The sequence below is a fragment of the Bacillus sp. SH5-2 genome, assembly GCF_008368905.1.
GTDB classification, from domain to species: Bacteria; Bacillota; Bacilli; order Bacillales; family Bacillaceae_G; genus Bacillus_A; species Bacillus_A luti.
This window is the reverse complement of record NZ_QOSD01000005.1, coordinates 91,216-113,591: the sequence shown is the minus strand read 5'-3', so window position 1 is coordinate 113,591 and position 22,376 is coordinate 91,216. Positions and strand designations below refer to the sequence as shown.

The 22,376-nt window shown below is 34.1% G+C and carries 24 protein-coding genes; 20 read left to right on the top strand and 4 right to left on the bottom strand.

What is annotated here, in order from left to right; translation table 11 throughout:
* Positions 1–63 precede the first annotated feature (63 nt).
* The 12 genes from DN410_RS04680 (at position 64) to DN410_RS04625 (ending at position 12,209) form a co-directional block, all read left to right on the top strand.
* The gene (locus tag DN410_RS04680; RefSeq protein WP_149175548.1) at positions 64–885 is read left to right on the top strand and encodes a peptidoglycan-N-acetylglucosamine deacetylase; all 822 of its coding nucleotides are present in this window, start codon (positions 64–66) and stop codon (positions 883–885) included.
* Positions 886–899: 14 nt separating this feature from the next.
* Positions 900–1,556 (top strand): YkyA family protein, encoded by a 657-nt coding sequence (locus DN410_RS04675; protein ID WP_149175547.1) that lies wholly within the window; start codon positions 900–902, stop codon positions 1,554–1,556.
* A gap of 158 nt (positions 1,557–1,714) precedes the next feature.
* Positions 1,715–2,395 (top strand): MgtC/SapB family protein, encoded by a 681-nt coding sequence (locus DN410_RS04670; protein WP_149175546.1) that lies wholly within the window; start codon positions 1,715–1,717, stop codon positions 2,393–2,395.
* A gap of 97 nt (positions 2,396–2,492) precedes the next feature.
* Positions 2,493–3,014, top strand: coding sequence for a GNAT family N-acetyltransferase (locus DN410_RS04665; RefSeq protein WP_149175545.1), 522 nt, complete (start codon positions 2,493–2,495; stop codon positions 3,012–3,014).
* Between the two features lie 296 nt (positions 3,015–3,310).
* Positions 3,311–5,119, top strand: coding sequence for an IucA/IucC family protein (locus tag DN410_RS04660; protein WP_149175544.1), 1,809 nt, complete (start codon positions 3,311–3,313; stop codon positions 5,117–5,119).
* A gap of 67 nt (positions 5,120–5,186) precedes the next feature.
* Positions 5,187–7,025, top strand: a complete 1,839-nt coding sequence (locus tag DN410_RS04655) for an IucA/IucC family protein (RefSeq protein WP_149175543.1) — start codon at positions 5,187–5,189, stop codon at positions 7,023–7,025.
* Positions 7,012–8,250 (top strand): AMP-binding protein, encoded by a 1,239-nt coding sequence (locus tag DN410_RS04650; protein WP_149175542.1) that lies wholly within the window; start codon positions 7,012–7,014, stop codon positions 8,248–8,250. The genes DN410_RS04655 and DN410_RS04650 overlap by 14 nt, the downstream gene beginning before the upstream one ends.
* Complete coding sequence (asbD, locus tag DN410_RS04645; RefSeq protein WP_071712529.1) at positions 8,247–8,522, top strand: petrobactin biosynthesis protein AsbD; 276 nt, start codon at positions 8,247–8,249, stop codon at positions 8,520–8,522. The genes DN410_RS04650 and asbD overlap by 4 nt, the downstream gene beginning before the upstream one ends.
* 23 nt (positions 8,523–8,545) lie before the next feature.
* The gene (locus DN410_RS04640; protein WP_149175541.1) at positions 8,546–9,529 is read left to right on the top strand and encodes a DUF6005 family protein; all 984 of its coding nucleotides are present in this window, start codon (positions 8,546–8,548) and stop codon (positions 9,527–9,529) included.
* 37 nt (positions 9,530–9,566) lie between these two features.
* Positions 9,567–10,409 carry a petrobactin biosynthesis 3-dehydroshikimate dehydratase AsbF gene (asbF, locus tag DN410_RS04635; protein ID WP_149175540.1) on the top strand — a complete coding sequence of 281 codons (843 nt, stop codon included), beginning with the start codon at positions 9,567–9,569 and terminating at the stop codon, positions 10,407–10,409.
* A 126-nt stretch (positions 10,410–10,535) separates the two neighbouring features.
* Positions 10,536–10,742, top strand: coding sequence for an alpha/beta-type small acid-soluble spore protein (locus DN410_RS04630; protein WP_000113545.1), 207 nt, complete (start codon positions 10,536–10,538; stop codon positions 10,740–10,742).
* A 237-nt stretch (positions 10,743–10,979) separates the two neighbouring features.
* Positions 10,980–12,209: a bacillibactin exporter BcbE gene (locus tag DN410_RS04625; RefSeq protein ID WP_149175539.1), complete on the top strand. Its 1,230-nt coding sequence runs from the start codon at positions 10,980–10,982 to the stop codon at positions 12,207–12,209.
* 53 nt (positions 12,210–12,262) lie between these two features.
* Here DN410_RS04625 and DN410_RS04620 read toward each other — a convergent pair whose 3' ends face one another.
* On the bottom strand, positions 12,263–12,877 hold the full coding sequence (locus DN410_RS04620; RefSeq protein WP_147807740.1) for a LysE/ArgO family amino acid transporter: 615 nt from the start codon (positions 12,875–12,877) through the stop codon (positions 12,263–12,265).
* 119 nt (positions 12,878–12,996) lie between these two features.
* Here DN410_RS04620 and DN410_RS04615 point away from each other — a divergent pair, with 119 nt between their 5' ends.
* Positions 12,997–14,439, top strand: a complete 1,443-nt coding sequence (locus DN410_RS04615; RefSeq protein WP_149175538.1) for an aminotransferase-like domain-containing protein — start codon at positions 12,997–12,999, stop codon at positions 14,437–14,439.
* A 12-nt stretch (positions 14,440–14,451) separates the two neighbouring features.
* Entirely contained in the window at positions 14,452–14,619 is a 168-nt protein-coding gene (locus DN410_RS04610) for a DUF3933 family protein (RefSeq protein ID WP_149175537.1), read from the top strand.
* 108 nt (positions 14,620–14,727) lie between these two features.
* On the opposite strand, the gene DN410_RS04605 is transcribed toward DN410_RS04610, so the two are convergent.
* Both DN410_RS04605 and DN410_RS04600 read right to left on the bottom strand, forming a co-directional pair.
* Positions 14,728–15,693 carry a patatin-like phospholipase family protein gene (locus DN410_RS04605; protein ID WP_149175536.1) on the bottom strand — a complete coding sequence of 322 codons (966 nt, stop codon included), beginning with the start codon at positions 15,691–15,693 and terminating at the stop codon, positions 14,728–14,730.
* A gap of 87 nt (positions 15,694–15,780) precedes the next feature.
* Positions 15,781–15,927, bottom strand: coding sequence for a YjcZ family sporulation protein (locus DN410_RS04600; protein WP_000540425.1), 147 nt, complete (start codon positions 15,925–15,927; stop codon positions 15,781–15,783).
* Positions 15,928–16,151: 224 nt separating this feature from the next.
* On the opposite strand from DN410_RS04600, the gene DN410_RS04595 reads away from it, so the two are divergent.
* The 4 genes from DN410_RS04595 (at position 16,152) to DN410_RS04580 (ending at position 19,001) form a co-directional block, all read left to right on the top strand.
* Complete coding sequence (locus DN410_RS04595) at positions 16,152–16,904, top strand: YwqG family protein (protein WP_149175535.1); 753 nt, start codon at positions 16,152–16,154, stop codon at positions 16,902–16,904.
* Between the two features lie 145 nt (positions 16,905–17,049).
* On the top strand, positions 17,050–18,210 hold the full coding sequence (locus DN410_RS04590; RefSeq protein ID WP_149175534.1) for a transglutaminase domain-containing protein: 1,161 nt from the start codon (positions 17,050–17,052) through the stop codon (positions 18,208–18,210).
* Between the two features lie 101 nt (positions 18,211–18,311).
* A complete protein-coding gene (locus DN410_RS04585; protein ID WP_149175533.1) occupies positions 18,312–18,509 on the top strand; it encodes a DUF4083 domain-containing protein in 198 nt (65 codons plus the stop codon).
* Between the two features lie 30 nt (positions 18,510–18,539).
* Positions 18,540–19,001 carry an NUDIX hydrolase gene (locus DN410_RS04580; RefSeq protein WP_149175532.1) on the top strand — a complete coding sequence of 154 codons (462 nt, stop codon included), beginning with the start codon at positions 18,540–18,542 and terminating at the stop codon, positions 18,999–19,001.
* Here the strand turns inward: DN410_RS04580 and nadE are convergent.
* The gene (gene nadE, locus DN410_RS04575) at positions 18,998–19,789 is read right to left on the bottom strand and encodes an ammonia-dependent NAD(+) synthetase (RefSeq protein WP_149175531.1); all 792 of its coding nucleotides are present in this window, start codon (positions 19,787–19,789) and stop codon (positions 18,998–19,000) included. The genes DN410_RS04580 and nadE overlap by 4 nt on opposite strands.
* 271 nt (positions 19,790–20,060) lie before the next feature.
* Between nadE and DN410_RS04570 the strand changes: the two genes are divergently transcribed.
* Both DN410_RS04570 and DN410_RS04565 read left to right on the top strand, forming a co-directional pair.
* Positions 20,061–21,941 carry an ABC transporter permease gene (locus DN410_RS04570; protein ID WP_149175530.1) on the top strand — a complete coding sequence of 627 codons (1,881 nt, stop codon included), beginning with the start codon at positions 20,061–20,063 and terminating at the stop codon, positions 21,939–21,941.
* 115 nt (positions 21,942–22,056) lie between these two features.
* Positions 22,057–22,344, top strand: coding sequence for an AbrB/MazE/SpoVT family DNA-binding domain-containing protein (locus DN410_RS04565; RefSeq protein WP_064474212.1), 288 nt, complete (start codon positions 22,057–22,059; stop codon positions 22,342–22,344).
* The last annotated feature ends 32 nt before the right edge of the window (positions 22,345–22,376 follow it).

Sequence of the window (22,376 nt, the reverse complement as noted above, 5' to 3'; positions counted from 1 at the left end):
ATAGATGTATAATTATATTGGGCGATTTATATATAAGATTAATAGGGAGAGGAATTCGATAGAATGGAAAAAGCTTTTAATATGAAACGAGTAGTAGTCGTTTTAATAGCGATTGCAGCAGTAGCAATTGGGTATTTCATGTTTCAATCTATTACTTCACCAGCAAAAGCTATTGCGAAACAAGAAAATGTAGTTCAGCTTGCAAGTGAACAGCCGAAAGTTGAAATGAATAAAACGGCACCGAGTCGTTTTAATGGAAAGGAAAGAAAAGTTGCTTACTTGACATTTGATGATGGCCCTGGGAAATATACGGCTGAATTATTAAATACGTTAAAACAACATGATGCGAAGGCGACATTCTTTTTAATTGGAGCGAATGTAAAAGAGTTTCCGGATTTAGTAAAACGTGAAAATGCAGAAGGTCATTATGTAGGGATGCATAGTATGACACATAATTTTGCTAAATTATATAAAAATGGCGAGTATGTAAATGAAATGAAAGAAGATCAAAGCCTAATCGCAAATATTATTGGAAAATCACCCAAATTAACGCGTCCACCGTATGGTTCGATGCCTGGATTAAATGAAGGTCTTCGAAATAAAGTCGTAGAAGGCGGATTTAAAGTATGGGATTGGACAATTGATTCATTAGACTGGAAATATAATAAAATGCAAGTTGATGCAGCGGCTGCACAAATCGCTCAAAATGTATTAACAAATGCAACAAAACCACAAGAGGTCATTTTAATGCATGACATTCATCCGCAATCAGTAGCTGCAGTACCAGCAATTTTAAAGGGCTTAAAAGAAAAGGGTTATGAGTTTGAAGCTTATCATGAAGAGAGTCACTTCCCAGTGAACTTCTGGCATGATAACCGTATGTAATGGAGGAATGAACGTTGAAGTATGGAAAAGTAGCAGTAGTTGGAGCGTTATCAGTAGGGTTATTATCAGGTTGTTTCGGTGAAAAACCAGAAGAAAATTTATATACGGCTTTTGAAACAGCAGCGACACAAGAAAAATCTTTAGTTGATGAAGCGGAAAAATTAGAAAAGTTAGAGAAGCAAGGCCAAGAATTATATTCTCAAATTTTACAAGAAGGTAAAGACCATAATGAAGCAGTTATAAAAAAAATAGAGCAAGCTACTGCAAATGTAAATGATCGCGAAAAAGTATTGAAAAACGAGAAAGAAATGCTAGAAAAAGCACAGAAGGAAACGAAATCTGTTCAAAGTAATATAGAGAAGCTTGAAGACAAGAAGGTGCAAAAACAAGCGAAAGCGGTAGAAGAGTCGTATAAGAACCGTTATGATGCATTCCAAAAGATGAATGAAAATTACACAAAAGCATTAGCGACTGAAAAAGAACTTTATGAAAAATTAAAAGTAAAAGAAACGAAGTTAAAAGAAATTGGTGAAAATGTTAAAACTGTCAATGAGTTAAATGTGGAAGCACAAAAGTCGAAAGAGCAATTTAACAAGTACACAAAAGAGTATAATGACAGTAAATTAGCATTCTACAAAGATGCAGAGATTAAGATTAAAGAACAAAAATAAAGAAACATCTTAATCGGAATAAAAAGCCGGAAAAACATCGTAAAAAATGTTTTTTCGGTTTTTTGCGTTAAATGAATAGAAAAGACTGGAATTGATATCATAAAAGAGTTATAGTGAATTATTCGAAGGGAATCATTGGAAAGTAAGGAGAATGAAATATGTCATATGAATTTTTACTCAAATTAGGTTTGGCACTCTTTTTAGGATTATTCATCGGGATAGATAGGCAGCTAAAGAATAAACCACTTGGTGTGAAAACAAGTATGGTTATTTCTGTCGCAAGTTGTTTAATTACGATGGTTTCAATTGAATCTGTGCATGTATATTCTGTTCCAGGACATACAAATATGGACCCAATGCGTCTAGCTGCTCAAATAGTTAGTGGGATTGGTTTTCTTGGTGCAGGTGTCATTTTACGAAGAAGTAATGACGTTATTTCTGGATTAACGACAGCTTCTATGGTTTGGGCTGCTTCAGCTTTAGGTATTGCAATTGGAGCGGGATTTTATATACAAGCGACGGTTGCTATGATTTTAATTATTTTAGCGATTAACGTACTTCCTCACCTTGTGAAAATTGCAGGTCCATATTCATTAAGACAAAAGGACTTATCTATAAAAATTACTGTAAAAGAGCATCAAGAGTTGGATGGTATATTTAAGCAAATTAAAAATTTAGGTATGCATGTGAAACGCGTAAAGATTAAAGATATAGATAGTGGAGCATTTCAGCAACTGGAGATGGTTATTTTAGTTCCAGAAGATTTATATACAACTGAGTTATATAGTTCACTAAAAGAGATTGATCGTGTTGTTTCAGTTGAAGTGGAAAGTAGGTAATTGTAAGAGGGGAAGAGTGAAGAAAATTCACTCTTTTTTATTTGGATTTTTAAGGGAATACCTTGATATAATGATGAATAAATAAGGGGGAGAAATGATGGAAATACATATTAGAAGAGCGATAAAAGAGGATATATCAGGTATAGCAAAGGTACATGTTGACAGCTGGAAAACGACGTATAAAGGGATATTTGCTGACGAAATTTTAGAAAATATAACATATGAGCAAAGAGAAAAACAATGGAAAAACATTTTTCAACAAGAAGATAAATACCAATATAGATTTGTAGCAGAGACGTTAGATGGGGCAATAATTGGATTCATTGACGGGGGAGTAGAAAGAAGCGGTGCATATAACTGTGAAGGGGAATTATATGCGATCTACCTTTTAAAAACGTATCAAGGAATGAAAATAGGACAAAAGTTATTTCAAGCTTTATTATCGGAATTAATAAAAAATGATATAAAATCTCTTTTAGTTTGGGTCGTTACGAATAATCCTTCAAAAAAGTTTTATGAAAAATTTAATCCTGAAAAAGTGGATACAAAATTTTTAGAGAGATTAAATGTCGAAGAAACAGCTTATTGTTGGAGGGATATAAATAACATTATTATGTAAACTTGTTACTTGAAAGAGGTATGCCAATTAAGGTATACCTCTTTTGTTTCACTATTTTGGATGGATTACTAATGAAAATAGTAAGTATGTAGTTTGAAAGTGAGAATTTTTCTTCTGTATTTTTAATTAGATTAAATAAAGGCTGAAAAAAAGAAATATTTATTCAGATTTAAAAATTCTGAAATAAACTATTGAATTGATAATGAGAATCAATTAGAATCTTAATTGATAACGATATTCAATAATTGATTGTAATATGAAATTCCGATAGCGTTCATATAAAGAGGAGGCAAAGTATGCAGCGTGCGAAACAAATCGCGGAACATGCAACAATACAAAGTTTTTTAAATTGTTATTTAAGAGAAACAGGGAGTGGAGAATGGATTACAGAGGATAAAAGGATAGAGGATATTTTCTATCATTCATTTCAAAGAGATGCTTGCTCTACTTATCTATGCTGTCAGCTATCGGCGCAGAACGTTACTTTGTATGGAGAGGTTATATATAAATCTCCAACAGATCGTCATTTGTTTGGAGAACAATTTTATTATCAAATTGGAGAAAGGAAAACAGTTATAAAAGCAGATTACGTTACAGTTATTACATTTTTAATAAAAGAGATGTCTATCAACTACGGAGAAGGGACGAATCCATCTGAACTTATGCTTCGAGTTATTCGTAGTTGTCAAAATATTGAGGAATTTACAAAAGAGAGAATAGGAGATACATCCGTATTATATGGTTTCCATACAACTTTTATAGAAGCTGAGCAGTCTTTATTATTTGGACATTTAACGCATCCTACACCAAAAAGTAGACAAGGTATATTGGATTGGAAAAGTGCAATGTATTCTCCAGAATTAAAAGGAGAGTGCCAGCTTCATTATTTTCGGGCACATAAAAGTATAGTAAATGAAAAATCATTATTATTAGACTCTACTACAACGATTATAAAAGAAGAATTAAGTAATGATGAGATGGTGAGTAAGGAATTTAAATTGAAGTATTGTAAGGAAGATGAATATTCATTAATTCCAATTCATCCGCTTCAGGCAGAATGGCTATTACACCAACCTTACGTACAAGAGTGGATAGATCAAGGAGTACTTGAATATATCGGTCCTGCCGGTAAATATTATATGGCAACATCATCACTTAGGACGTTATATCATCCCCACTCAAAATATATGCTTAAGTTTTCATTTCCAGTAAAAGTAACAAATTCAATGCGCATTAATAAATTGAAGGAACTAGAGAGTGGCCTTGAAGGAAAGGAAATGTTAAACACAGCAATTGGTGAAGTGCTAGAAAAGTTTCCAGGCTTTGATTTTATTTGTGATCCAGCATTTATCACACTACATTACGGAACAGAAGAGTCTGGATTTGAAGTGATTATACGAGAGAATCCTTTTTATAGTGAACAAGCAAATGATGTTACTTTAATAGCTGGACTAGTTCAAGATGCTATACCTGGAGAACGTACGCGCTTATCAAATATTATTCATCGACTAGCAGATTTGGAAAGTAGAAGCTGTGAAGAAGTAAGTTTAGAGTGGTTTAGACGATATATGAATATTTCTTTAAAGCCGATGGTATGGATGTACTTACGTTATGGTATTGCATTAGAAGCTCATCAGCAAAATAGTGTTGTTCAGCTGAAGGAGGGTTATCCAGTAAAATATTATTTCCGTGATAATCAAGGATTTTATTTCTGCAATTCAATGAAAGAGATGCTTAATAATGAGTTGGCTGGTATTGGAGAACGTACTGGAAATTTATATGACGATTATATTGTAGATGAAAGATTTCGTTACTATTTAATTTTTAATCATATGTTTGGACTTATCAATGGTTTTGGTACAGCAGGATTAATTAAGGAAGAAATTCTTCTCTCGGAATTAAGGTCTGTAATCGAATCATTTCTTCCATATAATCGTGAACCTTCTACCTTTTTAAGAGAATTGTTGGAAGAGGATAAATTGGCATGTAAAGCGAATTTACTCACGAGATTTTTTGATGTTGATGAGCTGACAAATCCTTTAGAGCAAGCAATTTATGTACAAGTAGATAATCCACTTGTAAGAGAAGTGGCAGTTCGTTCGTAAGTAACGATAAAATTTCACGTAATACAAATAATGGAATTTGGTGTTTCGTCATAAAGTGGAGGGATTTATGGGAGTAGATATGTATCACACGAAAATATTGAAGGCACTGAAATCAGAAGATTATATTTCAGTGCGAAGAAGAGTGTTACGTCAGTTAGTAGAATCGTTAATTTATGAGGGGATCATTACGCTAGTTCGTATAGAAAAGGAAGAACAAATTCTTTTTCTTATACAAGGACTTGATGAGGAAAAGAAAAGTGTTACGTACGAATGTTACGGAAGAGAACGAATGACATTTGGACGTATCTCTATAGATTCATTAATAGTAAGAGTTCAAGAGGGAAAACAAGAAATACAATCTGTTTCACAATTTTTAGAAGAAATTTTTCGAGTTGTTAACGTGGAACGAACTAAATTAGATTATTTTATTCAAGAATTAGAACAAACAATATTTAAAGACGCGATTGCACAATATGAAAGAAATAATAAGGAAGAATACATTCAAAAATCTTACGATGAGTTTGAAAGTCATTTAATAGACGGCCATCCCTATCATCCTAGTTATAAAGCGCGCATTGGATTTCAATATCGTGACAATTTTCAATATGGATATGAGTTTATGCAGCCAATAAAACTCATATGGATTGCAACGCATAAAAAATACTCCAGTGTAGGTTATGAGAATGAAGTAATTTATGACAAAATTTTAATAGAGGAGATTGGTGAGCGTAAATTAGAAGAGTTTATGGAACGGATTCACAGTGCGGGATGTAATCCAAAACAGTACGTGTTTATACCTGTTCATCCTTGGCAGTGGGAGAATTTCATCATTCCGAATTATGCTAGTCATATACAGGATAAATATATTATTTATTTAGGAAGATCAGAGGATGATTACTGTGCACAACAATCTATGAGGACGTTAAGAAATGTTACGAATCCAAAGAAACCGTATGTAAAGTTATCACTAAATATACTCAACACTTCAACACTTCGTACGTTGAAACCATATTCTGTTGTGAGTGCACCAGCTATATCGAATTGGTTACATGATGTTGTAAGTCATGATTCGTATTTGCGAGATGAATCACGCATAATTTTGCTAAATGAGTTTTCGAGTGTAACGTATGATACGAATAAGAAATCAGTATATGGTTCATTAGGATGTATTTGGCGTGAAAGTGTTCATAAGTATTTGGATGCACAAGAGGATGCAATTCCCTTTAACGGCTTATATGCAAAAGAGAAAGATGGGACACCAGTTATTGATGCATGGTTAAACCAATATGGGATAGAAAATTGGCTACGATTACTTATTCAAAAAGCGATTATACCAGTTATACATCTTGTTGTAGAGCATGGGATCGCATTAGAATCACACGGACAAAATATGATTTTAGTTCATAAAGAAGGGCTACCTGTCCGTATTGCATTAAAGGATTTCCATGAAGGACTTGAGTTTTATCGTCCATTCTTAAAAGAAATTGACAAATGTCCGGACTTTACTAAAATGCACAAAACATATGCGAAGGGAAAAATGAATGATTTCTTTGAAATGGATCGTATCGAATGTTTGCAAGAGATGGTATTAGATGCACTTTTCTTATTTAACTTAGGAGAATTAGCTTTCGTACTTGCGGATGAATATGAATGGAAAGAAGAAAGTTTTTGGATGATGGTTGTTGAAGAAATTGAAAATCATTTAAGAAAATATCCATATTTGAAAGGTAGATTTGAAAACATTCAATTATACACTCCTACATTCTATGCCGAGCAATTAACGAAGCGTCGTTTATATTTGGACGTGGAATCACTTGTTCATGAAGTCCCAAATCCATTGTATAGAGCAAGACAACTTAACAAACAAAAATCAGTTGTTACAGGGGGGAATTATGCTAATCGTTAATAAAGAAGAGTATAGCAAAAGTGATTTTGATTTGAGATTACAAGTCTATGAGGAAATGGAACAATTTCAAGAAGCAGCAGGAAATAGATTTGCGCTTTGTCTGAAAAATCCATTCGATATTATTACGCTTGTTTTTTTCTTAAAAGAAAAGAAATCATCAGTGTTACTTATACATGAAGATACGCCAAAAGAAACGGCTATTGAAATGGCAAAGCGTGCAAATTGTATCGGAATTTTATATAGAGAATATAGTGATTTTACGAAATTAGAAGCAGTGAACTCTTTACTAGAAGAGCCTTCTTTATTGCAATATAGTTCTGGAACTACGGGAGAGCCGAAACTGATTCGTAGAGCATGGACGGAAATTGATACAGAAATTACTGCTTATAATGAAGCTTTAAACTGTGAAGAGGATGAAGTGCCGATTGTTATGGCGCCTGTTTCACATTCATACGGGCTAATATGTGGTACGTTATCTGCCATTACGAGGGGAAGCAAACCGATTATCATTACGAATAAAAATCCTAAATTCGCATTAAATATAGTTCGTAATACAGAAAAACATATCATATATGCAGTACCACTTATGCTACATATTATGGGAAGTTTTCCACTAGGAACATTTCAGTTTCATAAAATTATGACATCTGGCTCACCGTTGCCAGAAGCATTATTTTATAAACTAAAAGAAATGACAACGTATATGATGCAGCAATACGGTTGTTCTGAAGCAGGTTGTATTAGTATATGTCATGATATGAATAGTCATTTAGATTTAGGAAAACCATTATCTCATGCGAGTATAAGCATAGGGTCAAGTGAAAATGCGCCTGAAGAAATTGTAGTGAAAATGAACGAGAAGGAAATTTTCACGAAAGATTTAGGGTATAAATCTGAGCGTGGCTTTCATTTTATGGGGCGCATGGATGATGTAATTAACGTTTCAGGATTAAAAGTCTTTCCTATAGAGGTAGAAGAAACGATGCTTCGATTAGAAGGTGTCCAAGAGGCGATAGTATATCGAGGAAAACATCCTGTGATGGGTGAAATTGTTAAAGCGAAAGTAATCTCTCAAGTAGATCCCGTGCAAATAAGGGAATGGTGTATGGAGCACTTACCGTCTTATAAAGTTCCGCATGAAATTGAAAGTGTAACTGAAATTCCGAAAAATAAAACTGGAAAAGTAAGTAGAAAGTTACTAGAGATGGGAGAGGTTACAGCATGAGACGAGAAGAGTTAAAGAATGCAGTGTTAAAAATTATGGAAGAAAAAATGGAACTGAAAAATGTAACGCATTTAGAAGAAACGATGCGATTAAATCAAGATTTATATATAGATTCGGTAATGATGTTACAGCTCATTGTATACATAGAAATGGATTTGAAGTTATGTGTCCCAGAGGATGAGGTAGATCCAAAGGCATTTCTTACTGTAGGATCTTTACTTGATTTTATGGAGGAGTTACAGCCGTTACAAGAACTAAATATGAATAACTAACATTTAGGAAAGTGGATGAAAATATGACTTCAATTAAAGTGCACTGCTTAGTGAGTTGTTTTTGTGAAATTATAAAAAGGCGTAGTGATATAGATTTTCGTCCATTTTATTTTGGATTATGGGATGGAGATTTTGATATAACAGATGGCGGAATTATTTCATATCACTCCAAAAATATTAACCATGATAATTACTTACTTTGGTATGAAAAATTGTATGGTATTAAAGTGAACGAATGGTATGATCATGAAAGAGATAAAAGTAGTAATGTAGAAACATTTTTAGAATTAGTAGAAAACAAGCCAGAGAATCGCTATGTAATTGTAATGGTTGATATGTCCCTATTACCTGAGAGGGAAAATAAATTCCATCAAAAACCGTTTCCACATTATTTAATGATATCGAAGACAGAGAAAGAAGAAGAATGGTTCATGTTAGATCCTGATTTTCGCTGGGAAGGGAATATGGAAAGAGAAAAAGTGCTTCACTCTGTTCAGGATAATCCTTTTGGTGGAGGATATTTCATTGATGTAGAAGGAATTCAAGAACCAACACAAGAAATGGTAGCTAGTTATTTCATGGAAACATTCAAAAAGAAGGACAATGAACTAACTATGGAGTTGAAAAACTTAATTATAAAAATGGCAAATGAGGAAGAGGGGTATGAGCTTTCTAGGCTTGTAGCGGCAGTAAAACAAATTCCAGTACTTGCGATTCGTAAATATAGTTATGAGCATGCCTTTGCATATTTCCGTGAAACGTTACAATATTCAGAGCAAGAATTTGATTATTGGTGTGATCGAGTAGAAGATATTGTACAAGGATTTACAAATGTACAGTATCGTGCAATTAAAATGGCGATGACGAATAATAAAGGAATGCTAGTATCGATTGTTGAAAAACTGGATGAAATGAATGCAATTGAACTGCAAATTAAGGAAGAATTAGAGAAACAATTTCTAGCGTGGAAAGCTATAAAAATAAATCAGTCTGTCGTAACTCTTTAAAAAGTTTACTGAATTTAAGATAAGGGAGTTTAAAGCTATGAAATATTCACTATGTACCATTTCATTTCGCCATCAATTAATTTCATTTACTGATATTGTTCAATTTGCATACGAAAACGGTTTTGAAGGAATTGAATTGTGGGGGACTCATGCGCAAAATTTGTATATGCAAGAGTATGAAACGACAGAACGAGAATTGAATTGTTTAAAGGATAAAACCTTGGAAATTACGATGATAAGTGATTACTTAGACATAGCATTATCGGCAGATTTTGAAAAAACGATAGAGAAATGTGAACAACTTGCAATACTAGCTAATTGGTTTAAAACGAACAAAATTCGTACGTTTGCTGGACAAAAAGGCAGTGCAGGTTTTTCGCAAAAAGAGAGACAAGAGTATGTGAATCGTATTCGCATGATTTGTGAATTATTTTCTCAGCATAATATGTATGTACTTTTAGAAACACATCCAAATACATTAACGGATACGTTGCCTTCTACTTTGGAACTATTAGGCGAAGTAGATCATCCGAATTTGAAAATAAATCTTGATTTTCTTCATATATGGGAGTCTGGTGCAGATCCAGTTGACAGCTTCCAGCGACTAAGGCCGTGGATACAACATTACCATTTTAAGAATATATCGTCAGCAGATTATTTACATGTGTTTGAACCTAATAATGTATATGCAGCAGCGGGAAGTCGTACTGGTATGGTTCCGTTATTTGAAGGTATCGTAAATTATGATGAGATTATTCAGGAAGTGAGAGATACTGACCATTTCGCTTCACTCGAATGGTTTGGACATAATGCGAAAGATATATTAAAAGAAGAAATGAAAGTACTAACAAATAGAAATTTAGAAGTAGTAACTTCTTAATATAAAATGATGTAAGAGTCTCTCATTGTAGAGACTCTTTTTTAAAAAATATTAATAACCAAAAATTACCATGTATTTAAATTAAAATTTAACACAATTTATATATAAATAAGGAGGTGATTGGTAATGGCTAGAAATCGTAATTCTAATCAATTAGCATCACATGGAGCACAAGCGGCTTTAGATCAAATGAAATATGAAATTGCACAAGAGTTTGGTGTACAACTTGGCGCTGATACTTCTTCACGTGCAAACGGTTCTGTAGGCGGTGAAATTACAAAACGCCTTGTAGCGATGGCAGAACAACAACTTGGTGGCGGATATACTCGCTAATTGTAGAAGGTTATAGGAGAAAGGAAGGATTCTTCCTTTCTTTTTTTTTTCAATTAATTGGTATGGATATATTGTGAACTGGATTCAAAGAATAGGAATAATACTATATTTTCCCCAATTTCTTTTGTTGTGAATGGGAAGGTAGTAACGATGTAATAGCCCTGGTGGAATGAACATTGCGTTCCAGCAGGGCTATTATATGGTAAGAAATATACGATGAAAGGTTCCGAAGTCAACATGTTAAAAAAAGAAAACTGTTGTTTAATTGCGCTCGCATCAGTTCCACTTGTTATGACATTAGGGAATTCAATGCTCATTCCAATCCTGCCGACTATTGAAAAGAAATTACATATTTCATCGTTTCAAGTATCCATGATTATTACAATTTACTCTATCGTAGCCATTCTACTTATACCGATTGCTGGTTATTTATCAGATAGATGGGGACGAAAGATGGTAATGGTTCCGAGCTTGCTGATTGCGGCTATAGGAGGAGCGATAACTGGTTGGGTATCTTGGAAAGTTGATAATCCTTACACTTGGATATTAATCGGTAGAGCGATTCAAGGTATTGGTGCTGCTGGTGCAATGCCAGTTGTTATACCGTGTGTGGGTGATTTATACAAGGATGAAAAACAAGTTAGTACCGGTTTAGGAATTATAGAAACATCCAATACATTTGGGAAAGTGCTGAGCCCTATTTTAGGATCTGCTCTTGCTGCCATTGTATGGTTCTTACCGTTTTGGGCGATTCCCGTTTTATGTGTAGTATCGATTGTTTTATTACTCGTACTAGTAAAGGCAAAAAAACAAGAAGGGGAAGTGCCGCCACTAAAAGAGTTTATTCAATCTATTGTCTCTACGTTTAGGGAGAAGGGAAGATGGTTAATTGCCATTTTTATACTCGGTGCAATTATTATGCTTATTTTATTCGGAATTCTCTTTTATTTATCTACTATACTGGAGTCAAAGTATGACATTCATGGTATATGGAAAGGGTGTGTGCTCGCGATCCCGTTACTTGTACTGTCACTTAGTTCATATATGGCCGGTAAAAAAATTGGAGATAATCAAAATGTTATGAAGAAGTGTATTTATATTGGTTTTTTAATGGCAGCTGCATCAGTCATTATTCCTTTATTTATAAAAGGGATTTATTTATTACTTCTTTGTCTCGTTATTATGGGGATAGGGATTGGTATGGCACTCCCATGTTTAGATGCTTTAATTACACAAGGAATTGAAAAGGAGCAAAGGGGAACGGTTACGTCATTTTATAGTTCAATGCGATTTATCGGTGTAGCAGCTGGACCGCCTCTATATTCTTTTTTCATGAAAGGTGCTGACCATGAAGTATTTTATTTAACAAGTATATTCGCTGGTATCGGTGCTGCTATAGCAATCATTTGGATTAAACCAGCAAAAGATGTAAAGACGGTAAAAGAGAAACCGGAACCTACTTCATAATTTGTAAGAGAATTGCATGATGTTTTCAGTGACATGCAATTCTCTTTTGTTCATTAGGAATAAATAACTTGTTTTAACATATAAAGCGCGACACCCCATATGATGAGACCAGAAAATTTATTTAATAATACGATTGTCTTTCCGGTTGAGTCTAGTCTTTTTAGAAATTTCCCCGCTAAAGCTAAGCTTATAAACCAAATCCAAGAAACGATAATAGTTGCAAGTGTGAAAGCCCATTTTTCATTTCCTATGTATTGGATAGAATTTGTTCCAATTACACCGATTGTATCTAAAATTGCATGGGGATTTAATAAGGAAACTGATGCAGCGAAAAGTATTTGTTTTTTTACTGGCATGCTTATTTCTTGTTTTACATCATTGGAAGGGTTACTTCTCCAAATAACCCAGCCCATATACATGAGAAAGAAAAAGCCAATCATATATAACGTGTTAGTTAGCCAAGAAAAAGTAAGGAGTACAAGGGAGACACCCTGCACTGCAATTAATATGAGTAACGTATCACATATAGAGGCAGTTAATACTACGGGAGCTGCTCGCCAAATATTTGCTTGGCTGGCTCCTTGGTTAAAAACGAACACATTTTGAACACCTAATGGAATGATAAGACCAAATGCAAGGATGATACCATGAATAATTGCTTCACTCATCATATTTCCCTCCTACTTAATTTTAGTATGATAGTGTATATTGTATAGAAGAAATGAAAATTTGTATCCATCCATATGGTTGGGGAGGTTACCAACCAAAAAGAATGTAAGGTGATATGATGGAAAGGTTGGTTTGGAAGCCTGATATGTCTTTAGCGACTCCTTTGTATAAACAAATAGAAACGTATATAAAAGAAAAAATCGTTAATGGAGAATGGACTGTCGGAACAAAATTACCTTCACAAAGAAATTTGGCACATACATTTGGTGTGAATCGAAGTACAATTGTAATGGCTTTTGATGAACTAGTCGCAAAGAGATACATTAAAGGGAATGGCAGGAAAGGAACAATTGTTGTAAATAATCATGAAAATGCTTCAACTTACGCACCGCCGCCTAATTGGCAATCTTATGTAGAAACAGGACTTCATTATCCGAATCTGCCTGCTATTCAAGAGATTAATCAAGCTGAATTTTATCCGCATGTAATTCGTTTAGGAACAGGTGAGCTCGCGCCAAGTCTTTTACCCGAAAAAAAGATGAAAGTAGTAATGAATAAGCTTTTAAAATCAAACGTGATACTTGGGTATGAACAGCCAAAAGGTAATCTTAATTTAAGGAAGCAAATTGCGGACTATTTAAAAAGGCAGGGCATATATGTATCTCCTGACTCTATATTGATTGTTTCAGGAGCAATTCAAGCACTCCAACTTATTTCTATTGGGCTTCTTCCGAAAGGAGCATCCATTTTATTAGAAAAACCATCATATTTATACTCTCTCAATGTTTTTCAATCAGCAGGAATACGTTTAATTGGAATGCCAATGGATGAGAGTGGGCTAGATGTGTCATATATTGCGAAATATAAGAAGCAATTTAATGCCTCTATTTTATATACAATCCCGTCTTTTCATAATCCAACGAATTTTAGCATGGATACGAAGAAGCGGACAGAAGTGGTGGAGATATGCAATGAAATTGGATTGCCTATTATAGAGGACGCAGTGTATCAAGACTTATGGTTTGATGCCCCTATTTCGAAACCTTTAAAAGCGTATGATAAAAATGGAATCGTACTACACATTGGAAGCATGTCTAAAGTAATTAGTCCAGGATTAAGAATTGGATGGATTGTTGGACCTGAGCCAGTCATTCAAAGATTGGCAGACATAAAAATGCAAACAGATTATGGATCGAGTTCTATATCTCAGCAAATTGCCGCAGAGTGGTTTAAAGATGGATTGTATGAAGAACATTTACAGTTTGTAAGAGGTGAGCTTACAAAACGTAGGGACTTTATGGTGAGTATGTTAAAGAAGTATTGTAGTGAAATAGCGACATGGCATGAACCGGCAGGTGGTTTTTATATTTGGTTACATATGAGTGTTCCGGTTTCAAATCGTAGTTTATTTGAAAAAGCTTTGAAAGAAAAGATTTTGTTAAATCCAGGTACTTTGTATGATAGAAGTGCAAACCAATTTTTGCGCCTATCATATTCATACGCAACGTTAGAAGAAATTGAAATAGGTATAAAAAAGCTCGCACAACTAATGAAAAAGTAAGAGGAGAAAGTAATGAAACAATATGTAATTTGCCAAATTATCAATGGAGAAAAATATTTAGCTGCTTATGCGGAGACGAAGCGAGAGGCAATTGAAAAAGCAGAATTGTTAGGATTACGAACGGGAAATCGATACACCGTTATTACTGCGGAGGAAGCTGAAGGATTAACGTATCCTTAAGCAACGTATAATAATTATATAGGGGATAAATAAGCCTAGTAATATATGATTTTACTAGGCTTATTTTTTTTGAAAGCGTTACGTGTTTTCGTATGAAAAATAATAGTATTATGAGTCAAGTTGACGGAAATACCGATTTGTTTTTCGGTCTTGATTGCCGTCTCTATATTCATCAATATATTGTCTGAAGTTCCAAGATTGTAAAAACTTATTTGCGGCGTTATAACCAGAATTGTAAAGCCACTCTTTTTCTTCCTTTGTTAACTCAAAGTTTGTACTTGTAATGGACCCTGTTGGAATTGTAATTGTTCTTGCTTTTGATTCCTTGTCTAAATGGCGTAAATCATGGGCTTGCATCATTGTTTTAAATAGTCCTTTGAACATGGAGATAGGCTCGTTATAGTGGGTAGGGTCAGCTTGAATCTCATCTTTTACAAAATGAAACCCAAAAGTCGGCCAGCGAGGAGAGGTAGGTGAGTCGAAAATCCAAATTGGGTAATTGCTTAAAATCCCTCCATCTACCATATAACAAGGTTGCTTCCATTTTGGAGTTCTCCATTTTACCGGTTCAAAGAAGAAGGGGATTGTACTACTCATTCTTACAGCTTTAGCAATAGAGAAGCGATAATTTAAAAATCCGTAGTTCGGTAAGTCATCAGGAAAGACAACCATTTTACCATTACTTATATCAGAAGCGATAATTTTAAGCTTATTTAAATCAGGTAAATCTGTAAATAAGTGAACTCCTTTTTTTCGAAGTAATTCTTCAATCCATTCTTCTATAAAAATATTAGAGTAAACACCAAGAGTAGTCCATGCGCTTAATCCTTTTCCGATAAACGGGATTCTGTCAATAAAGGTTCTCTTCGTAAATTTATTATAATCAATATCAGTTATAATCGTTTTTAACTCTGAACAAGAATATCCTGCTGCTAGGAGCGCAGCGATAATGGAACCAGCTGATGTTCCAGCTACACGTTCCCATTCATAGCCTTTTTCAGCTAACGCGCAAATTGCCCCTACATGCGCAATTCCGCGTACACCGCCTCCTTCAAAAACACCATCAATCTTCATCAATCATACTTCCTTTCGAATAAAAGATTTGAAAATGGCAAAAAAGCACGTATTGTACGTGCTTTTTTACAATAGTTTTTAAATTTACTAGCAGCCTACAAAGCCGCCCCAACAGCTAGCTCCGATGATGATTAGAAGGATAAATAAAACGATTAATAAAGCGAAACCTCCATAACCACATCCACCACAACTACCGCCGTAACCGTAACCGCCGCAACTATATCCGTAACCCATGTGGAATTCCTCCTTAAATTAAAAATAAAAATGAACGAGGGGAAAATGTACTGGAAGAAATAATGAACTATCGTGTTTGTAGGAACAATGTATACTATGCTTTTTTAAACTTGTTCGCGTATGGAGGAAGAGCCCGTTTTTTTGGAGGCTTGTTGTTTTTACAAAGAATGGAGTATAATTTTTGTGCGATGATACAAATAAGTATGTGAATATAAGGAGAATTTATGAATAAACAAATTGAAGTATTAATTGATAAATATGGACTGACACATGTAAAAGAGGAACTTATTAATACTGTATTTCCTTGTGTGAAAGTTGTGCCAAAGCAGGAGGAAACCGTTGCGATAGGTAGTTCGAAAATGGGAGGAGTTCCTGATTTGCCAGTTGCATTTGAATATCCAACACACAAAGGAAATCCATTACAGTTTATCGCCCAATTTAATTTAAAGGATTTACAAAATGTCGGCATGGATCACAATCTTCCTAAGACAGGGATGTTATATTTCTTTAGTATTGAAAATTACTTTGAAGAAGATGTGAATCCAACTGAAGCGGGGCGTGTACTTTATTATGATGTTCCTGTAGAGCAATTACGAAGAGCAGATGAATTACAAACGAATTATAACCAGTGTGCAACTACTTTTGAACTAACGTATAAATTGCCAGAGCTTTTCATTGAAGATGAGGATGATTCAGATCGTTTCTTACAATTGCTGGAAGAGTTAATTCCAGACAACTATGATAATCATCAAATGTTTGGAGAACCGTTCTCTGTACAAGAAGAAGTGTTATATGAGACAGGAGAATATTTGGGAGTAGACCCGCAGCAAATGACGCTTTTATTCCAAATTGATTCAGATACTAAAAATTGTAATATGATGTGGGGAGATTTAGGGATGCTTTATTTCTGTATTGGAAATGAAGACTTAAAAAATCGACGTTTTGAAAATGCATGCTGCGTATTACAAACTTGTTAATGAAAAAGGTTGTTCTTGTAAAAAGAACAACCTTTTTACAATGTTAAATATGCATAATCTCATATGACCTATACGGAAAAGTATTGTATACTCTGAAACTATACGATACTTTTTCGTATAGTTATAGAATGTAAGGAGTGACGAAATGGGAAAGACAAGTAAGTATATGACAGCTGCGCTGCTTTGTTCTACTATAGTAGTGGGAGGCTTACAAGCATCATCTGTATCATATGCAGCTACGAATTCAACTGTAGCGACAGCACAATCAGATGTAAAGTTGTTAAATGATTTCAGAAAAGAATTAAAAAAACAGATTGATAATCGAGAAGAGAATATTACAATCACATATAAAACAAAAGATAGAAATGCTAGAAATATTATGGATCAATTGTATGGCGAGTTTAATAAAATTGTAGATGCTGATGAGTATGTAAAATATAATGTAGCGTCTACTAAGTATTCTATTAAAGGACTGCCAGGGAACTATACATTTACACTGCAAGTGAAATATCGTGAATCAAAAGAACAGACACAATATGTAAAATCTCAGGTGAAATCGATTATAGGTTCAATTGTAAAACCGGGGATGGATGCGCATGAAAAAGTAAAAGCTATACATGATTACGTTGTAAAACATGTATCGTATGATACGTCTTATCAAGCATATACAGCATATGAAGCATTAGCGAATCGCTCTGCTGTTTGCCAAGGATATACGTTATTAACATATGAATTGCTAAAAGAAGCGGGTATTCAAAACCATATTGTAACAGGTACAGGAAATGGACAAGCTCACGCATGGAATTTAGTAAACATTGAAAACAAATGGTACCACCTTGATACGACATTCGATGATCCAGTACCAGATAAAGCTGGGCGTGTAACATATTCATATTTTAATATGTCTGATGAGCAATTAAGTAAAGATCATGAATGGGATCGTAGTAAATATCCGGCAGCAACTACAAGTTACTTTAGTGAATTAACAAACAAAATAAAAACGGGTAGTTCAAAGACTGCTGCATATGAACAAATGTTAAAAGAAACAAATTTAAAATATTTGTCTGCACAATATGGGGCAGAAAATTACATTGAATTTAAGAAAAAATTACAGCAACAATTTGCAGCTAAACCAGAAAAAGTAGAAGTACGATATAAGCAGTCTATGGATGGGACAATGCAAGATATAAAGAAAGTGTTAAATGAGATAAATTGGCCAAAAGGTGCAAAGCGTGTATCATATCAAGTAGCACCATATAGTGCAATGGCGGGTTATTCATTAGCGACAATTACATTTACGTATTAAGGAATGAAAAAGAGCATCTGTAAAAGATGCTCTTTTATTATGTATCACTTTAAAAATCAGAATTATGTGATAAAATTAAAGTGGAAGGATGTGGAATCTGAATGGATTTGTTCGAAAGTAATATTTTTACATTGATATATACTTGTTTAGTAATCGGACTTATCGTTTTATTTTTCCTATCATTAACTTTGTTTATTAGAAGAATATTGCAAAACAACGCCGCAAAGAAACAGCATGTGATGAATATGAACCAGAAGCTAGATCGAATTATTGAATTGCTTGAAAAAGATAAGAAATAACGATAAAAGGTGTATGAAAAGGGGAAGAGGATGGCTAATTATATAAAAGAATTACGTGAAAAAGTAGGGCACGATTATGTTTTCTTAAACTTTGCGGGTGGTTGTGTGTTGAATGAACATGGAGAAGTATTACTGCAAAAAAGAGGTGACTTTAGCGCTTGGGGATTTCCTGGTGGTGCAATGGAATTAGGAGAATCTGCTGCAGAAACGGCGATTCGAGAAATAAAAGAAGAAACAGGTTATGATGTGAAAATAAATGAGCTTATCGGGGTGTATACAAAATATTTTCAAACATATCCAAATGGAGACAAATCCCAGTCAATTGTGATATTCTTTTCATGCTCAATTGTCGGAGGAGAGAAAAAAGTTGACGGTGATGAAACGTTGGATTTGAAGTTTTTCCCGTTAGACGAAATGCCCCCATTGTTCAATAAACAACATGAAGATTGCTTACAGGATATACTGGAGAAAAGAATCGGGGTATATCGTTAAAACATAAAAAAAGAAGCTTCACTCACTGTGTAGCGTTTTTCAATCTTTTCAGCAACATCAGCTGGAACTGATTTACCTTCTAAATAGTCATCTAATTGATCATACGTAATGCCTAACTCTGTTTCATCAGCTTGACCTGGTTTTTCATCTAATAAATCAGCTGTTGGCATTTTTAAATATAGTCGCTCGTCTGCACCTAATTCTTGTAGTAAAGCACGTCCTTGGCGCTTCGTTAATCCTGTTAATGGTAATAAATCTGCACCACCATCTCCGAATTTTGTAAAGAATCCTGTTACAGCTTCTGCAGCGTGATCTGTTCCGATAACAAGAAGACCGTTTTGTCCACCGATTGCATATTGTGTAACCATGCGGATACGTGCTTTCACATTACCTTTATTGAAATCTGTTAATGATTCACCTAATAAGTTTTCGTATTGACTTGAAAAAGCATCAACAGTTGAAGCGATATCAAAGGCAGTTGATTGATCAGCTTGAATAAATTGTAATGCTAATTGTGCGTCATCTTCATCTTTTTGTACTTTGTAAGGAAGACGAACAGCGATAAACGTTGCGTTACCACCTTCGTTACGAATTTCTTCAACTGCAAGCTGGGCTAAACGTCCCGCTAATGTAGAGTCTTGCCCGCCACTAATTCCAAGTACAAATCCTTTCGCACCTGTTTTTTTTACATAATCTTTTAAGAAATCAACACGTTTACGAATTTCTACTTTCGGATCAATTACAGGTTGAACATGTAATGCTTTCATAATCTGTTCTTGTAATGTCATTATGTTTTCCTCCTATTCATATTAAAGCGGTAAATAAGTTTATATGTATATTGGTACATACTTCTATCCTTTATTATTTCGCAAAATTAACGAATATACAATAGGGTGTGTGTATGAATATGAATGTAGTCATTATAATGAAACTGCTTCGTTTAAGCAATTTTTTTGAAACCTTTCAATAATGTAAGGTTTTTGTCATTTGAATCGATGGAAGGTATTTCCGTACTTTACTAATATAAGAACATAGTTAGTAGAAGGGCGGAGAAGTAATATGAATATTAGAGAACTCGCATATCGGAATGTGACGCGAAATAGACGAACATATTCAGCATATTTTTTAAGTAGTGCATTTGCTATTATGGCCTTTTTTGTGTATTCATTTTTTGCGTTTCATCCGGCGTTAAGTGCTGGAGAATTGGGACGATACGTGTTCGTAAGTATGTCTTTTGCACAGTCCATTATTTACTTATTTACATTCTTCTTTATTTTATATTCGATGGGAATGTTTTTAAAAACGAGAAAGCGTGAATTAGGAATTTTAATGATGTTAGGTATGACGAAATATCAATTAAAGCGTCTTATCTTTTTCGAAAATATTATGATTGGGATAGGGGCAATTATCTTTGGAATTCTAGCAGGGATGTTATTTTCCGGAATATTAATATTTGTAGCTCCAATGATATTGAAGTTAGATATTTCCTTACCCTATTACATTCCAATGAAAGCCATTGTTGTAACGAGCATTATGTTTTTTGTATTATTTATGATCATTTCTTTGTTTAGTGCAGGAATGATTCGGAAGAATAAAATTATGAAATTGTTTAGAGGATCAGCAGAAGCGAAGCCGGAACCGAAAGCATCCATTATTTCTTCTATATTAGCAATCATATTGCTTAGTGCGGGATATGCAGGAGCGCTTATGTCACACGGCGCAATGGTATTTGTCATGATGATTCCTGTTACAACGGTAGTCATTATTGGTACGTATTTGCTGTACAAGCAGTTGAGCGTCTTTATTATTAGACTATGTAAAAAAAGTAAACGTTTCTATTGGACACAGACAAATATTATTACGTTGTCAGATTTAGCTTATCGTATGAGAGATAACGCAAGAATGTTTTTTATTGTAACCATAATTTCAACTGTAGCATTTTCAGCAATAGGTACATTAGTTGGCTTTACATCAATGACAAAGACGATTATGGAGAGACCAATTGCGTTTCACTATCATTCTAAGCAAGGAAATAGTAATGAATCACAGCATTTGAAGATGATTGACGAAGGATTAAAGAAACATAGTATAACAGTTTCAAAAACTAATATTTCGACGAAGAAAACGGAGGAGCAGTCGTTAAGAAGCGCCACCTTTATAAAGGAATCAGACTATAAGGAATATGCAAAGTTAACAGGAGAACCCTTTAATGCGGTATCAAAAAAAGAAGTTTTATTTTTGTCAGTCGATATACCAGGGCCACAGATGAAAGAAAGAAAAGAAATTACTTTGTCACATTTGAATGAACCTTTAAAAGTGAAAAAAGTTAATACTTCCTCATTAAGTAAAATAATAAGAGGTAACGTTTATGTAATTTCTAACAATCAGTATGATGCATTACAAGATGGATTTAAAGAGGAAAAAGATTATTTGTACAAAACAGAAGGAACGAAAGATGAAATTGGGGTTGGTAAAGAACTTACTAATCAGATGAAGCCTTATGAAGAACATGGAGCGTTTAGTGCAGAAGAGTACGAACAAAACCAAAGTTTACAAATCGCAGGACCAATTCTATTTGTAGGTTTCTTTATTGGTATTGTATTTTTCGTATGTGCAGGAAGCTTCCTTTACTTCCGTTTGTTTTCTGATTTGGAGGATGATACTCGTTTGTTTGAAATGATTCGAAAAGTAGGCTTAACGAGTGGGGAATTATCGAAAGTAGTTACAATTCGATTGGCACTTTTATTCTTCGTTCCAATAGGTGTTGCAACATTACATGGAGCAGTAGCGTTAACTGCACTAGGGCAGATGTTTGAGTACTCACTGTTGAAGGAAAATGCGATTGTATTAAGTATTTTCATAGGAATCCAAGTTGTATACTTCTTAATGATACGATCTCGTTACTTAAAACAATTGAAAGAGAGATTACGTATTCGTTAACTGTGTTTTTTTGACTTGAGTACAAAAATTTCTAAAAAGAGGCAAGTATTACCAAATAGTGATAAAATGGAAATAGCGAGGTGGAAAAATTAATAGAGAGTAAGGGGGGAGTAATATGAAAGCAACAGGAGTTATTCGAAAAGTAGACGAACTAGGACGAATTGTTATTCCTAAAGAATTACGAGATGTATTAGGGATACAAATCAAATCACCACTTGAAATTTTCGTAGAAGAAGACAAAGTAATTTTACAAAAATATCAACCTTACAATGCTTGTCAAATAACAGGTGATGTTTCAAATCAGAACATATCATTAGCAAATGGAAACATTACTGTTAGTATAGATGGAGCGAAACATTTAATAAAAGAGATAGAGAAATTCTTAAACAAGAGTGAGGTTTGATCTTCATTTATATTATTTTTGAAGATTAAATT